Consider the following 13797-nt stretch of genomic DNA (forward strand, 5'->3'; position numbering starts at 1 on the left):
AAATAGATTGAGCGCTATGTTGAAGATGTATTTCAGCATAGCTTTTTTTATTGGAGTGCAGTGAGGGGCTGAAGAGCGTTTTATTAGAACAAATGAGTGAATTATTAGAGGAAGTTATTGCTTTATTAGAAGAAATGGGGCGGATATTAGAAGTTGGTTGAAATTGAACTGAAAAGAGGAGTGGATTGCCGGTAGTTGGGGTGGAAAAAAGTTTTGCCGTAATTTTATTAGAACAATTGAACTGCTTATTAGAAGAAGTCGGTGTGATATTAGAAGATTAAGAACCTTTATTAGCTCAATGCGCAGTGATATTAGAACAACCGCACGATATATTAGAAAATCGGCATTTTATTAGAACAAATTTACATTTATTAGCACAAAATAAATTTTATTAGAACAATTTGCACGGTAATTCGCGCTGCCATTCCCCCTCATCCCTCCGAATGTAACTCATTTGTAACTTCGCGATGTTACATTACGAATAAGCAGATAGCTATGCTGAAAATTTTGCTAGGAGGGACATTGAATGAAAAAGCGTTTATGGTTAATTTTTGCGGTATTATCGATTTTCGTATTGGTTGCATGTAACAGTGATTCAACAGACAGCGATGATTCATCAACTACAAATTCAGCTGAGCAAGGTGAGAGCGGGACAACAGAAACAGCTGCATCATCAACTCCGATTAAAGTCGGTGTACTTGCATCGTTAACGGGAGCTCTTGAATCATACGGTAAGCAAACGAAAAACGGATTCGAGTTAGGTCTTGAATATGCGACAGACGGCACGATGGAAGTGGAAGGACGTAAAATCGAAGTCGTTTGGGAAGATACAGAAACGAAACCGGAAGTAGCCGTTCAAAAGGCAACGAAGCTATTGGAAGATGACGCGGTTGACTTTTTAGTTGGTTCATCAAGTTCAGGTGACACATTGGCAGTACTTCCACTAGCAGAAGAATACGAGAAAATTATGATTGTAGAACCAGCAGTAGCAGACAGTATTACAGGATCAGAGTTTAATCCGTACATTTTCAGAACGGCACGTAACTCTTCTCAAGATGCTTATGCAGCGGCAGCCGCAATCGCTGGTGAAGGTGTAAAAATTGCAACGTTCGCACCGGACTATTCATTCGGGTGGGATGGTGTATCGGCATTTAAGGCAGCAGCTGAAGGATTAGGTGCTGAAATTGTGTTGGAAGAATATGCAGACCCGGCTGCAACAGACTTTACATCTAATTTGCAAAAAATTATTGATGCAAAACCGGACTTTTTATTCGTTGTATGGGCAGGGGCAAACTCTCCTTGGAACCAGATTGCGGATTTAAAACTGCAAGAAAAAGGCATTAAAATTTCAACTGGTGCACCGGACATTATTGCACTTCAATTTATGGAGCCATTAGTAGGAATGGAAGGATTCTCTGTATACCACCATACACTACCGAAAAATGAAGTGAATGATTGGTTAGTAGAAGAACATAAAGCACGATTCAATGGTGAAGTGCCGGATCTATTTACACCGGGCGGATTTACAGCGGCCGTTGCGATTGTAGAAGCGCTGAAAAAATCAGGCGGGGATGCGGACGGAAATACGTTGATTCCATTAATGGAAGGTATGTCATTTGAAACACCTAAAGGAACGATGACATTCCGTGAAGAGGACCACCAGGCATTACAGGCGATGTACGCAATCCGCCTTGAAAAAGTAGCGGAATTTGATTATCCGGTACCAGTATTACTGCGTGAATTACTTCCAGAAGAAACGGAACCTCCTATTTTAAACTAGTAAATAAGTGAGGCTGTCTAAAAAGTGTTGAACTTTCAAGACGGCCTTTTGTTATTAGGGTTTCCATGTAAATGAAAAACGAGAGGGTGAGATGATGGAACCGATTTTAAAAACGAATAATTTATCGATTAAATTCGGCGAGCATAAAGCAGTGGACAGCATTAATTTTGAAATGACAGCAAAGCAGTTTAAATCCATTATTGGGCCAAACGGTGCTGGAAAAACGACTTTCTTCAATTTAATTAGCGGCGAGCTGGAGCCTACTGAAGGAGATGTCTTTTTTAAAGGCCAATCACTTCGAAAAAAGTCATCTGTGGATCGGACACGATTAGGCATTGGAAGATCATTTCAAATAACAAATGTGTTCCCGAATTTAACCGTGTTGGAAAATGTGCGCCTTGCCGTGCAATCGAAACGAAAAGTGCGCTTTCATATGCTCAATCATTTTTTGAAATACAAAGAAATTACGAATGAAGCGATTGAAATTTTGGAACAAGTGCTATTAACCGAAAAGATGCATCAGGTGGCGAATCAGCTTTCCCATGGCGAAAAAAGAAAACTGGAAATCGGGATGTTACTGGCACTTGATACTGAAATTTTACTGTTGGATGAGCCGACAGCCGGCATGTCATTGGAGGAAGTACCTGCAATATTGGATGTTATTCGTTCGATTAAAGAGCGCGGAGATAAAACGATTTTATTGATCGAGCACAAAATGGATATGATTATCGATTTGTCCGATTCGATTATGGTGCTGTTCAATGGTGCGCTGTTAGCTGACGGGTCACCTGAGGAAATTATGAACAATGAAACGGTACAACAAGCGTATTTAGGAGGCCTTGCATATGAATAATATTTTAACGATGGAGCGTGTGGAGACGTTTATTTCACAATATCACATTTTGCAAGGTATTAATTTTGAAGCGAAAGCAGGAGAAGTATCGGTTTTACTAGGGCGGAATGGCGCCGGGAAAACGACGACACTTCGCACGATTATGGGATTGACACCGGCATCGAAAGGAGCGATTCAATTCGACGGGAAAGATATTACGAAAATGACGCCTTATGATATTGCGAACAGTGGAATCGGCTATGTACCGGAAGATCAGGGGATTTTCGGCCAGCTGACTGTAGAGGAAAACATGAAAGTGGCAATTCGAAAAGAAACGAATGCGACAATGCAAAAGCAGGCTTACATTTTTGAGTTATTCCCGGATTTGAAAAAGTTCTGGAAAAAGCAAGGGGGCAATCTATCGGGCGGTCAAAAGCAAATGCTTGCGATGGCAAGGGCTTTCGTCAACGACAGCAAGCTGCTGTTAATCGATGAACCATCGAAAGGGCTTGCGCCAATTGTGATCGAGAAAGTGATGGAAGCCATTACTGAAATGAAAAAGCATACATCGATCGTGCTTGTCGAACAGAACTTTATGATGGCGAGTAAAATCGGTGATACGTTCACATTGATTGATGACGGGCGAACAGTGCAATCAGGAGAAATGCAAGGTTTGATCGAAGACGAACAGCTGAAGCGTAAATATTTAGGAATCGGATAAGGAGGGGAAGCGAATGGAACTAATAATCAGTTTAGCGATAAATGGACTAGCGACAGGAATGCTTATTTTCTTACTGGCAGCCGGATTGACGCTTATATTCGGGTTAATGGATGTGCTGAATTTTGCGCACGGCGGACTGTTCGTATGGGGTGCCTATACAGGGGTATTCACGTATTTATGGAGCAACAGCTTTTTAGTCGGAATTGTTGTAGCGATTCTCACAGGCCTTGTTCTAGGATTTATTACGGAAAAACTTATTATTAAGCCGGTTTACGGAAATCACGTACAGCAGATTCTAATTACGCTCGGATTTATGCTCGTGCTGCAGGAAATGATTAAAGTTGTTTTCGGTCCAAATGGTGTACCTGTTAAAGTTCCTTCTTATTTGGCAGGCAGCTGGCAAATTGGCGATTTAACGATTATTAAATACCGGATTTTTATTATCATTGTAGGTTTTGCTTTATTTGGTGTTCTGTACTTTATATTAAATCGGACGAAAATCGGATTAGTCGTTCGGGCTGGGGTTATGAATCGGGAAATGACACAGGCCTTGGGTATCAACATTAAGCGTGTATTTTTAATTGTCTTTATGTGCGGCGCGGCATTGGCGGCATTAGGCGGAATGCTGATGGCTCCGTATTCAGGGGTTGTTTATGCGGAAATGGGAATGGAATATGCAATTTTAGGATTTATCGTTGTAGTCATCGGCGGAATGGGGAGTTTCCAAGGTTCATTGATGGCAGCAATTTTAGTAGGGCTTGCCGGAAGCTTTATGGCATATTATGTGCCGTTTTTATCCGTTGCGGTCAACATGATTTTAATGGCAAGTGTTCTGATTTTCCGTCCACAAGGCTTATTCACAGTTGCGAAGGGGTGATTCAATGTTAAAACAGCCATTAATTTTATCGAAAATGAATTTAGTATATGCAGTCGTAGTAGGAGTCATGGCCGTATTACCGTTTGTACTGGATTCTCGAACGATGACGATTTTATTAACACAGTTTTGTATTTTTGCAATACTGGCGATGAGTTACGATATTTTACTAGGTTACACAGGTATTATTTCATTCGGTCATGCGATGTTTTTCGGGATTGGTGCGTATACGACCGCGATTATGCTGAGCGATTATGGTCCGTCCATCGGTATTTTTGCTGCTTCGATTGTAGTCGGTATTGTGCTATCCGCCATTATTAGTGTAATAAGTGGTGCATTGACGCTTCGGTTGAAAAGTCACTTTTATGCAATGTTTACGTTAGCTATTTCAGGGTTGTTCTTAGTGTTGGCGGAAAAGTGGCGTACGGTAACGAAGGGGAATGACGGGTTTACTTTCCGAGCACCGGAACTGTTCCGTGAGCGACTGTATTTTTACTTTTTAGTGCTCATCTGTCTAGTTGTCATTTTCATTTTACTGAAACGAATCGTTGCATCACCGTTCGGGAAAGTGCTTGTTGCGATTCGTGAAAATGAGCAACGTACACGTTCGCTCGGGTTTAAAACGTTGGGGTACAAAATCATTGCTTCCGTTATTGCCGGTGCCGTTGCAAGTTTGGCAGGTTCGCTTTACGCCATATCGCTACGCTTCGTCAATACGAGTGTGCTGACGATGGATATTACGCTGGATGCACTGATGATGACGATCATCGGAGGAGTTGGAACATTAATCGGACCGATCATCGGTGCAGGCGTCATCGAATTTGCGCAACATTACTTATCAGGTCTTGCAAGAGACTATCCGATTTTTGAACGTTGGATTATTTTCTTCGGTATTTTGTACATTTTAGCAGTAATATTCTTCCCGCGAGGCATCGTAGGTACGGTATCAATGCGCTATCACGAGTGGAAGCTGAAAAAGGGACAAAAAACAAAGGCAGCCGTAAAGCTTCGTGAAAAGGAGATACAGCGATGATCGGGATAACTGGATTAGGAATGTATTTACCTGAAGGAAGAATGACGGGAGCCCAAATTGCGGAAAAAGCAAATATTCCAACCTTTGTCGTTGAGACGAAAATGGGCATTATTGAAAAAGTAGTTGCCGGTCCAAATGACCATCCAGTTGAAATGAGTGTGAAAGCGGCGAAGGAAGCAATTTCCGAAGCGCAAGTAGACGCAAAAGATATTGATGTCGTCATTTATATCGGGGAAGAGCATAAAGAGTACCCGTTATGGACGGCTGCCATAAAAATTCAGGAAGAAATCGGGGCAGTGAATGCATGGGCATTTGATGTCCAGCTTCGATGCGGTACGGCCATTATGGCGATGAAAGTAGCAAAAAGTTTAATGTTTGCGGATGATTCCGTCAAGACGGTCCTGTTGGCTGGAGGGTACCGCAACCATGATTTTATCGATTATGAAAACGAACGTACACGCTTTATGTTTAATCTAGGTGCAGGTGCGGGTGCCATGATTTTACAGAAAAACGCGGGCGGGCACGAAGTACTGGAGGCCTCGCTCATTACAGACGGTTCATTTTCGGAAGATGTTGTTGTTCCGGTAGGTGGCACAAAGGAACCGTTAACGGTTGATCATCTTCAGGAAGGCCGCTATATATTGGATGTTCTCGATCCTGAAGGCATGAAGCTTCGTTTGGAGCAGAAATCATTAAGTAATTTTTTAAAGGTAATTCGCCAATCGCTGCAGAAAAGTGGTTATAGCGAAACTAATTTACATTATGTTGCGATGCTTCATATGAAAAAGTCTGCACATGACTATGTATTACAAGAGCTGGGGCTTTCAGAGTGGAATTCGATTTATTTGTCGCATTACGGTCATATCGGGCAAATCGATCAAATTTTATCTCTTTGTCTTGCGCGAAAGGAAGGGAAACTGCAGGAAGGGCAAATTGTTTCGTTAGTGAGTGCAGGTATAGGCTATGCATGGGGTGCGATTACAGTAAAATGGGGGGCTTAAAATGAATAAGCTGGACGTTTTGGCAAATGTGGAATTATCAAATGGTGAAACTTTAACATATCGGAAGCGAGAAGGCGGCGATGAACTTGTTCTATTAGTTCATGGCAATATGACAAGTTCGAAACACTGGGATTTGCTGATGGAATCAATGGATGAACGTTTCACAATTTATGCGGTAGATATGCGCGGCTTTGGCGAATCCACGTACAATAAACGGATTACATCGATCAAAGACTTCAGCGATGATATTAAGCTTTTCGTTGATGCGCTTGAGTTGAAGGACTTTACAATCATTGGCTGGTCGACAGGCGGTAATGTGGCGATGCAGTTTTGTGCAGATTATCCGGACTACAGTAAAAAGCTCGTATTATTTGCTTCGGGTTCAACACGCGGGTATCCGTTTTATAGTTCAAATGCGGACGGAACCCCGGATCTTACAAAGCGTTTAGCGACAATTGAACAAATTGAGCAGGATCCTGTGAAAACGATTCCGATGCAGCAAATGTATGACACGAAAAACCGTGATGGCCTGAAGTTTGTATGGAACAGTGTGATCTATACACAGAACCAGCCGGACGAAGCGCGCTATGAACAATATGTGGATGACATGCTGACACAGCGTAACTTGGCGGATGTGTACCATGCATTAAATACATTCAATATAAGTGCAGTCGATAATGAAGTCGCAAGGGGAACGAATCAAGTGAAAGATATTCAAATTCCGACATTTGTTTTATACGGCGATCGCGACTTTGTAGTTACTGGGGCGATGACAACCGAAATAATCGAGGATTTTGCAGGCAGGGCACAAATCATGAAACTGGCAAACTGCGGACACTCGCCGCTAGTCGATAGTTTGGATGAAACGAAAGAGGCAATAGAGGAGTTTATATTATCTTAAAAGGGGTCGGGGCTATATGCGTTTAGCAAATAAAGTAGCAATTATTACAGGTGGTGCAGGTGGTATTGGCCTTGCAGCGGTAAAGCGTTTTTTGGAAGAAGGAGCAAAAGTGGCCATTGTAGACTTTGACAAACAACAAGGTGAAAAAATGGAAGCAGAGCTAGGGGAGAATGTCGCCTTCTTTGCTGTTGATGTATCAAAACTCGCTGACGTAAAGGAAATGGTTGAGCAAGTTGTTGACCGTTTCGGCAAAATCGATATTTTGATAAATAACGCAGGGATTACCCGTGATGCAACGCTTGTCAAAATGAGCGAAGAGGATTTTGAGAAGGTTATTCAAATTAATTTAAACGGTGTCTACTACTGCACACAAGCAGTAGCTCCTCATATGATCACACAAGGGTCAGGGAAAATTATCAGTACTTCATCTGTAAGTGGTGTGTATGGTAATTTTGGTCAAACAAACTATGCCGCAACTAAAGCGGCGATTATCGGGATGACAAAAACTTGGGCAAAGGAACTCGGACGTAAAGGAATTAATGTAAATGCCGTGGCTCCCGGATTTACGGCAACGCCAATGGTCGAAAAGATGCCGGAAAAAGTCCTCCAGCAAATGGAGGGCATTACAAGTTTACAACGATTAGGGAAACCGGAAGATATCGCAAATGCTTATTTATTTTTAGCATCGGATGAAGCGAGTTATATTACAGGTCATGTTCTGCAAGTTGATGGCGGCATTATGATGTAGAAGGTGGGATGGCTAATGCAACAGCTGGACTTTTGGATTGCGAAACGAGCGGGCCAAACACCGGATAAAACGGCTTTAATTCAAATAGAAACAGGTGAAACGTGGACATATAAACAATTGATGCAGCATGCGAATGGGTGGAGCAGTACATTTTCCAAGCAGCAATTACAGCAAGGAGACCGAGTTGTGACGTTGATGGAAAATTCAATTGAAAGCTTTGCCATTTTAATTGCTTGTCGCTTGAACGAATTGATCTATGTTCCACTAAATACAAAGTTATCTATATCCGAATTACAGGTTGTTTTATCCGATTGCACACCCGCTTTATTAATTACTGATGATTCGCATGGTGAACGTGCGATGCAGCTTTCGCCAGCCAAGTGCTTAACATGCGGTAGCTCGGAATTAATTGAGCCTACTACATATAAGTGGCGTGATGAACCTCAGCTTCCATGGATGATGATTTATACAGGAGGGACGACCGGTAAACCAAAAGGTGTCGTCTTGTCGTATGAGGCTGTCACTACGAATGCGATAAATACCGTCATTAGCTGGGGGTTAAATGACAAGGACTGCACACTGAATTATATGCCCCTATTTCATACAGGAGGAATTAATGCACTTGCATTACCTATTCTTATGGCAGGCGGGACAGTAGTGATCGGCCAAAAGTTTGATCCGGAAAGAGCGGTTCGGGCAGTTGACGAATATAAAACGACCGTTTCATTGTTTGTACCGACGATGTACCAATCCATTATTGAAACAGACTATTTTAAGCAGTCCAGTTTTCCGACAGTGAAATTATTTTTATCGGGAGGGGCACCTTGTCCAAAGCCTGTTTATGAGTGTTTCCTAAAAAGAGGGCTTTTTTTTAAAGAAGGTTACGGTTTAACGGAAGCAGGTCCGAATAACTTTTATATCGATGCAGAAATAGCGATGAACAAAAAGGGTGCGATCGGAAAAAGTATGCTTTTCAACGAAGTGAAAATCATCAATAAAGAAGGTCAGCTATGTGCAGAAGGGGAAGTTGGGGAACTTTGCTTAAAAGGCAGCCATGTTTTTACGCACTACTGGAAGAATGAAGAGGCGACGAGCCAAACATTCGAGGGTGGCTGGTTAAAGACAGGTGACTTGGCAAAGTTTGATGAAGACGGTGATTATTATATTGTCGGACGGAAAAAGGAAATGATTATAACGGGCGGAGAAAATGTATATCCGCAAGAAGTCGAACAATGTTTAATCGCCCATGAAGCCGTGCAGGAAGTTTCGGTTATAGGTATTCCAAATGAAAAATGGGGCGAATGTGTTGTAGCGTTTGTAATTTCTGGAGATCCGTCCGAGCAACTTAAATCTGAGCTTTTAAAGTACTGTAAAGAACGCCTCGCCAATTATAAAGTGCCGAAGCAAATTTATTTTCTCCAGGAACTTCCGAAAACAGTTGTCGGTAAAATTGATAAAAAGCAGCTTATGAATTGTGTGTTTATAACAGAATAAAGCGTATATACCGATGTTTAAAGGACCAAAATGTTGATAGGGACATTTTGGTCTTTTTTGAATCGATTTCCTAAGAAGTTTATATGAAGTTCATATAGCTCCTATATAATGCAGAAGTGTAAAAAAGGAGGATTTCGATGAACAAGTTATTAAGTCCAATTACAGATTGGGTCTCAACAAAACGTGGGGCCTGGATTACGCTTATTGTATGGCTTGTGCTGATGATCGGGTTAAGTGCCGGTCCGATGCTGAGCGAATACAAAGTAACAAACTTCCAGTCACTGCCGGATGATGCGCAGTCAATTATCGCTGAAAATAAGTTGAGCGAGTATTTCCCGAACGATGAAGGTACACCAGGTATATTAGTTTTCCATAATGAAGATGGGGAAATTAATGTTGACAGTGTGAAAGAAATTTTAAATGCAATGATTGCGGAAGATATTGAAGGGATCGATCAGATTATCGATATTTCAACATTGCCTCCGCAAGCTTTAGAGGGCTTCAAGTCTGAAGACAAGACGACTATGATCGTGCCGATGACGCTGGAAAAAGGTCTTGGCAATTCAGAGTATGCGGAAATTAACGATTTTGCATCTGAAATTGGAAATGAAGCAGCTGAAAAAACAGGCGATACGAAGTTTTATATTACAGGTCCAGCAGGGATTGCCGGCGATACGGTTAAGCTGTTTGAACAAGCAGATTTACAATTGTTATTCGCGACAATCGGGATTATTTTAGTTCTACTAATTATTATTTACCGTTCTCCGCTATTAGCAATCATTCCATTGCTTGCAACGGTAATTGTTTATCAAGTAGTAAATCAGTCGGTTGCTTTAATGGGGGCAGCTGGTCTAGAAATTAATAATTCTACAACATCGATTATGAGTATCCTGTTATTTGCTGCAGTAATCGATTACTCGTTATTCGTATTCTCACGTTACCGTGAGGAATTAAACCATTACGAAAACAAATATGAAGCGATGAAATATGCGATGCGTGCAACTGGCGAGCCGGTATTCTTTGCTGGTGGTACAGTGCTTGCAGCAATGCTTGTTCTATTCTTCGCAGATTTCCGTGACTACCAAAACTTCGCGCCAATCTTTGGTACAGCGGTCTTTGTTATTATGCTAGGTTCAATCACATTAGTTCCCGCGTTATTCGCATTATTTGGCCGTAAAGCATTCTGGCCAAAAGTACCGAAATTCGGTGAATCAAAAGAAGTGAAACATGGAATTTGGGGAGCAATCGCCAAGTTTGTTGTGAACAAACCTTATTTATCAGGCGGATTAGTTCTGATTTTCATGATTATTACTTCATTAAATGTATTTAATTTAGAGTATGAATTTGACACGGTGAAATCATTCCCGGAAGAATTGCCATCCCGCGTCGGCTATGAAATCGTCGAGTCGCGCTTTGATAAAGGGGAACTTGCACCGACTTCCTTATTAGTTGAAAGTGAACAGGCCTTAACAGAAGAGCAAAAACAAGGTTTAATGGAAGCATTATTAGCCGAAGATGAAATAGCTTCGGTACGTTCATCGGCCGTTTCGGACGATGAAACAAAAATGAAATTATCAATGGCGTTTGATCTAAATCCATATGATCCGGAAGCAATCGATAAACTTGGAGAAATGCGTGACAACAGCGCGGATTATTTAGCGGCAGCCGGGATTAACGGTGAACTGCACTTTGCAGGAACAACGGCTAAATTGCTGGATGAGCGTAATGTAAACAACGCTGATATCATTAAAATTGTAGTTTTAGAAACGATTTTAATTTTAGTACTATTGTTTGTTCTTACGAAGTCTTGGAAAATGCCGATTTACATGATGGCAACAATTTTAGTGTCGTATTTATCGGCATTGGGATTAGGGTTATTCCTTGTCGACGTATTATTTGGTTACGATGCAATCAGTACGCGTGTACCTGTCTATGCATTTATCTTCCTAGTTGCGTTAGGTATTGACTATAATATTATTTTAGTGTCCCGATTCCTTGAAGAACGCAAACGTGCCACAGTAAAACAGGCGCTGGAAATCGCCATTCGCAATACAGGCGGTGTCATTTCATCAGCGGGTGTTATTCTGGCAGCGACTTTCGCGGCTTTAATGACGATGCCAATTGCCGATTTATTCGTATTCGGCTTTATCGTCTCAGTAGGTATCCTTATTGATACATTCCTAGTGCGTGGTATGCTATTACCAATGTTGATATTAACATTTGAAAAAGACAAGAAGTAATGGTTAGATTGAGGGGCATCGAGTATTTCGATGTCTCTTTTTATGGATAGAATGAGAGTAAATTTATATGTAATGGAACTTCAAATAAAAGGCGGTGATCCAATGCGGATATTAGTTGTAGATGACGATGCATTTATACGAAAATTAATCGGCATCCATTTGAAAAAAGAGGGATTCGAAGCACTGTTTGCAAGTGATGGTATGGAAGCGCTGAATTTATTGCAGCAGGAGCCGGTAGATTTGGCCATTGTCGATGTAATGATGCCGAAAATGGATGGCGTAACATTGACGAAAAACCTAGCCGAAATCGGTGTGCCCGTATTGATGCTAACTGCCAAAACAACGCTGGATGATAAGGAAAAAGGGTTTTTGGCAGGGGCAGATGACTATATGGTGAAGCCATTCGAGCCGAAAGAACTGCTGTTTAGAGTGCGTGCCATTTTACGCCGCTTTCAAAAAACTGAACGCAGTCAAATAAAGATCGCCAATATGCTCATTGACCGGCAAACGTATGAAGTAAAGGTAGGAGAACAAGTATCGTTACTGCCTTTAAAAGAATTTGAGCTATTAAGCATCCTATGTTCAAGACCGGAAGTCGTATTTACGCGAGACCAGCTAATGGAACAAGTGTGGGGCTATGACTATGACGGGGATGATTTCACACTGACAACACATATTAAGCGTCTACGCAGCCGGTTGGAAGAAGTGAATGCACAAGTGAAAATTCAAACTGTACGAGGAATCGGCTATAAAATAGAGGAATTGAAATGAAAACATTATACAGGCAATATATTGTCGTGACATTGACTGTAATCATTATAAGCATTACGATGTCGATGCTGTTAATCGGTCAAATTTATAAATCGCAAATCAGACCTGATACAGATGCCAAAAATTATGGGGTAGCACAGGAAGTACAGCAAATTTTAAAATCAATGCCAAAAGAAAATGCGGATGCCTACTTTCAATCCATTGCAAAGCTTGGCTATCAAATAGGGGTCATCTATCCCGATGGAAATTTAGTTTCATACGGAAGTGCGTTTAAAAAAACAAATCTCACGCCTGAAATGTTAAGTATTATCGGTAAGGATGAAGTGTATCACGGCATTCGTGATTATTATGGTTCTTCTTACTTTATGAATCATTTCGCGAACGATATTAAAAATACAATCGGTGTGTCGTTTCAACTAGATGATGAGAGCTATGCCTTTTTCATACGGCAGGAAAATGCCACACTCTTTTCTGAAATGCATTTATTGATCGTTAGTTTTATTATTATTACCGCTGTCGTAATTTTATTGACGATGATTTTGCTTGCCCGTCAGATGGTAAGACCATTGAAACAATTGCAGCAGGCAACAAAGCAAATTGCCCTTGAAAATTACGATATTCAATTAACGATTGATCGGAATGATGAGCTTGGGCAGCTTGCAACACAGTTTCAAAAGATGGCTAATCGTCTTGCTGAAAATGATCAGATCAAGAAAGACTTCATCAACAATGTATCGCATGACTTTCAATCGCCTTTGCTTAATATTCAAGGCTATGCTAATGTGCTGAAGGATGCGGAAAATACGGAAGAAGAACGTGTACAGTATTTGGAAATTATAGAACAGGAAACAAAGCGACTTTCCGCATTAACAAAGCAATTGCTATTACTAAGCTCGCTTGACCAGAAAAACTTACCTGTCCAAAAAAAGACTTATTCATTAGATAAACAGTTGAAGGAACGGCTATTTTCAAAGCGATGGAAACTGGATGATAAGCAGATGGAGTTAGTATATGAGCTGGAGCCAGTTGAAGTTTTTGCAGATGAGCAGTTAATGGAACAAGTATGGGACAATTTGCTGTCAAATGCCATTCGTTACAGTGAGGACAAAGGGAAAATTATCGTAACAAGCAGTAAAAAGGACAGTCAGATTTTTGTGACGATAAAAGATAACGGCATTGGTATTCCAGAACAATCACTTGAAAAAGTAAAAGAAAGATTTTACCGGGTAGACCCTTCGCGCTCGAGTCAAAGCAGCGGATTAGGCTTGGCGATTGTAACAGAAATCGTTAACCGGCATGCGGGACAGTTTGTTATTGAAAGTGAGCTTGGAAAGGGAACTAAAGTGACAGTTGTTTTAAATGTACAATAAATAGAAAGAGGGCGTGTTAAAAGCGAAGTGAG

The 13797-nt window shown here is 41.2% G+C and carries 12 protein-coding genes; all 12 read left to right on the plus strand.

What is annotated here, in order from left to right:
* The first annotated feature begins 526 nt into the window (after window positions 1-526).
* A complete protein-coding gene (locus tag MHH37_RS01665) occupies window positions 527-1780 on the plus strand; it encodes a substrate-binding domain-containing protein (RefSeq protein ID WP_342574730.1) in 1254 nt (417 codons plus the stop codon).
* Between the two features lie 94 nt (window positions 1781-1874).
* Window positions 1875-2633 carry an ABC transporter ATP-binding protein gene (locus MHH37_RS01670; RefSeq protein ID WP_014824915.1) on the plus strand — a complete coding sequence of 253 codons (759 nt, stop codon included), beginning with the start codon at window positions 1875-1877 and terminating at the stop codon, window positions 2631-2633.
* Entirely contained in the window at window positions 2626-3333 is a 708-nt protein-coding gene (locus MHH37_RS01675) for an ABC transporter ATP-binding protein (RefSeq protein WP_342574731.1), read from the plus strand. The genes MHH37_RS01670 and MHH37_RS01675 overlap by 8 nt, the downstream gene beginning before the upstream one ends.
* A 13-nt stretch (window positions 3334-3346) precedes the next feature.
* Window positions 3347-4210 (plus strand): branched-chain amino acid ABC transporter permease, encoded by an 864-nt coding sequence (locus MHH37_RS01680; RefSeq protein WP_008406200.1) that lies wholly within the window; start codon window positions 3347-3349, stop codon window positions 4208-4210.
* A 4-nt stretch (window positions 4211-4214) separates the two neighbouring features.
* Window positions 4215-5240 carry a branched-chain amino acid ABC transporter permease gene (locus tag MHH37_RS01685; protein ID WP_342574732.1) on the plus strand — a complete coding sequence of 342 codons (1026 nt, stop codon included), beginning with the start codon at window positions 4215-4217 and terminating at the stop codon, window positions 5238-5240.
* The gene (locus MHH37_RS01690) at window positions 5237-6241 is read left to right on the plus strand and encodes a 3-oxoacyl-ACP synthase (RefSeq protein ID WP_342574733.1); all 1005 of its coding nucleotides are present in this window, start codon (window positions 5237-5239) and stop codon (window positions 6239-6241) included. Before MHH37_RS01685 ends, MHH37_RS01690 begins: the two co-directional genes overlap by 4 nt.
* A 1-nt stretch (window position 6242) precedes the next feature.
* Window positions 6243-7142 (plus strand): alpha/beta hydrolase, encoded by a 900-nt coding sequence (locus tag MHH37_RS01695; protein WP_342574734.1) that lies wholly within the window; start codon window positions 6243-6245, stop codon window positions 7140-7142.
* Between the two features lie 16 nt (window positions 7143-7158).
* Window positions 7159-7890, plus strand: a complete 732-nt coding sequence (fabG, locus tag MHH37_RS01700) for a 3-oxoacyl-ACP reductase FabG (protein WP_342574735.1) — start codon at window positions 7159-7161, stop codon at window positions 7888-7890.
* A gap of 15 nt (window positions 7891-7905) precedes the next feature.
* Window positions 7906-9384 carry an AMP-binding protein gene (locus MHH37_RS01705; protein ID WP_342574736.1) on the plus strand — a complete coding sequence of 493 codons (1479 nt, stop codon included), beginning with the start codon at window positions 7906-7908 and terminating at the stop codon, window positions 9382-9384.
* Window positions 9385-9521: 137 nt separating this feature from the next.
* Entirely contained in the window at window positions 9522-11624 is a 2103-nt protein-coding gene (locus MHH37_RS01710) for an MMPL family transporter (protein WP_342574737.1), read from the plus strand.
* A 102-nt stretch (window positions 11625-11726) separates the two neighbouring features.
* On the plus strand, window positions 11727-12395 hold the full coding sequence (locus MHH37_RS01715) for a response regulator transcription factor (RefSeq protein ID WP_039966977.1): 669 nt from the start codon (window positions 11727-11729) through the stop codon (window positions 12393-12395).
* On the plus strand, window positions 12392-13765 hold the full coding sequence (locus MHH37_RS01720; protein ID WP_342574738.1) for a HAMP domain-containing sensor histidine kinase: 1374 nt from the start codon (window positions 12392-12394) through the stop codon (window positions 13763-13765). The genes MHH37_RS01715 and MHH37_RS01720 overlap by 4 nt, the downstream gene beginning before the upstream one ends.
* Window positions 13766-13797 lie beyond the last annotated feature (32 nt).

Source organism: Solibacillus sp. FSL K6-1781 (genome assembly GCF_038630735.1).
Lineage (GTDB): Bacteria > Bacillota > Bacilli > Bacillales_A > Planococcaceae > Solibacillus > Solibacillus silvestris.

Coding starts and splice junctions, on each gene's coding strand:
- MHH37_RS01705 (WP_342574736.1), top strand. CDS start 7,906: ATGCAACAGCTGGACTTTTGGATTGCGAAACGAGCGGGCCAAACACCG.
- MHH37_RS01675 (WP_342574731.1), top strand. CDS start 2,626: ATGAATAATATTTTAACGATGGAGCGTGTGGAGACGTTTATTTCACAA.
- MHH37_RS01695 (WP_342574734.1), top strand. CDS start 6,243: ATGAATAAGCTGGACGTTTTGGCAAATGTGGAATTATCAAATGGTGAA.
- MHH37_RS01685 (WP_342574732.1), top strand. CDS start 4,215: ATGTTAAAACAGCCATTAATTTTATCGAAAATGAATTTAGTATATGCA.
- MHH37_RS01715 (WP_039966977.1), top strand. CDS start 11,727: ATGCGGATATTAGTTGTAGATGACGATGCATTTATACGAAAATTAATC.
- MHH37_RS01720 (WP_342574738.1), top strand. CDS start 12,392: ATGAAAACATTATACAGGCAATATATTGTCGTGACATTGACTGTAATC.
- MHH37_RS01665 (WP_342574730.1), top strand. CDS start 527: ATGAAAAAGCGTTTATGGTTAATTTTTGCGGTATTATCGATTTTCGTA.
- MHH37_RS01670 (WP_014824915.1), top strand. CDS start 1,875: ATGGAACCGATTTTAAAAACGAATAATTTATCGATTAAATTCGGCGAG.
- MHH37_RS01710 (WP_342574737.1), top strand. CDS start 9,522: ATGAACAAGTTATTAAGTCCAATTACAGATTGGGTCTCAACAAAACGT.
- MHH37_RS01680 (WP_008406200.1), top strand. CDS start 3,347: ATGGAACTAATAATCAGTTTAGCGATAAATGGACTAGCGACAGGAATG.
- fabG (WP_342574735.1), top strand. CDS start 7,159: ATGCGTTTAGCAAATAAAGTAGCAATTATTACAGGTGGTGCAGGTGGT.
- MHH37_RS01690 (WP_342574733.1), top strand. CDS start 5,237: ATGATCGGGATAACTGGATTAGGAATGTATTTACCTGAAGGAAGAATG.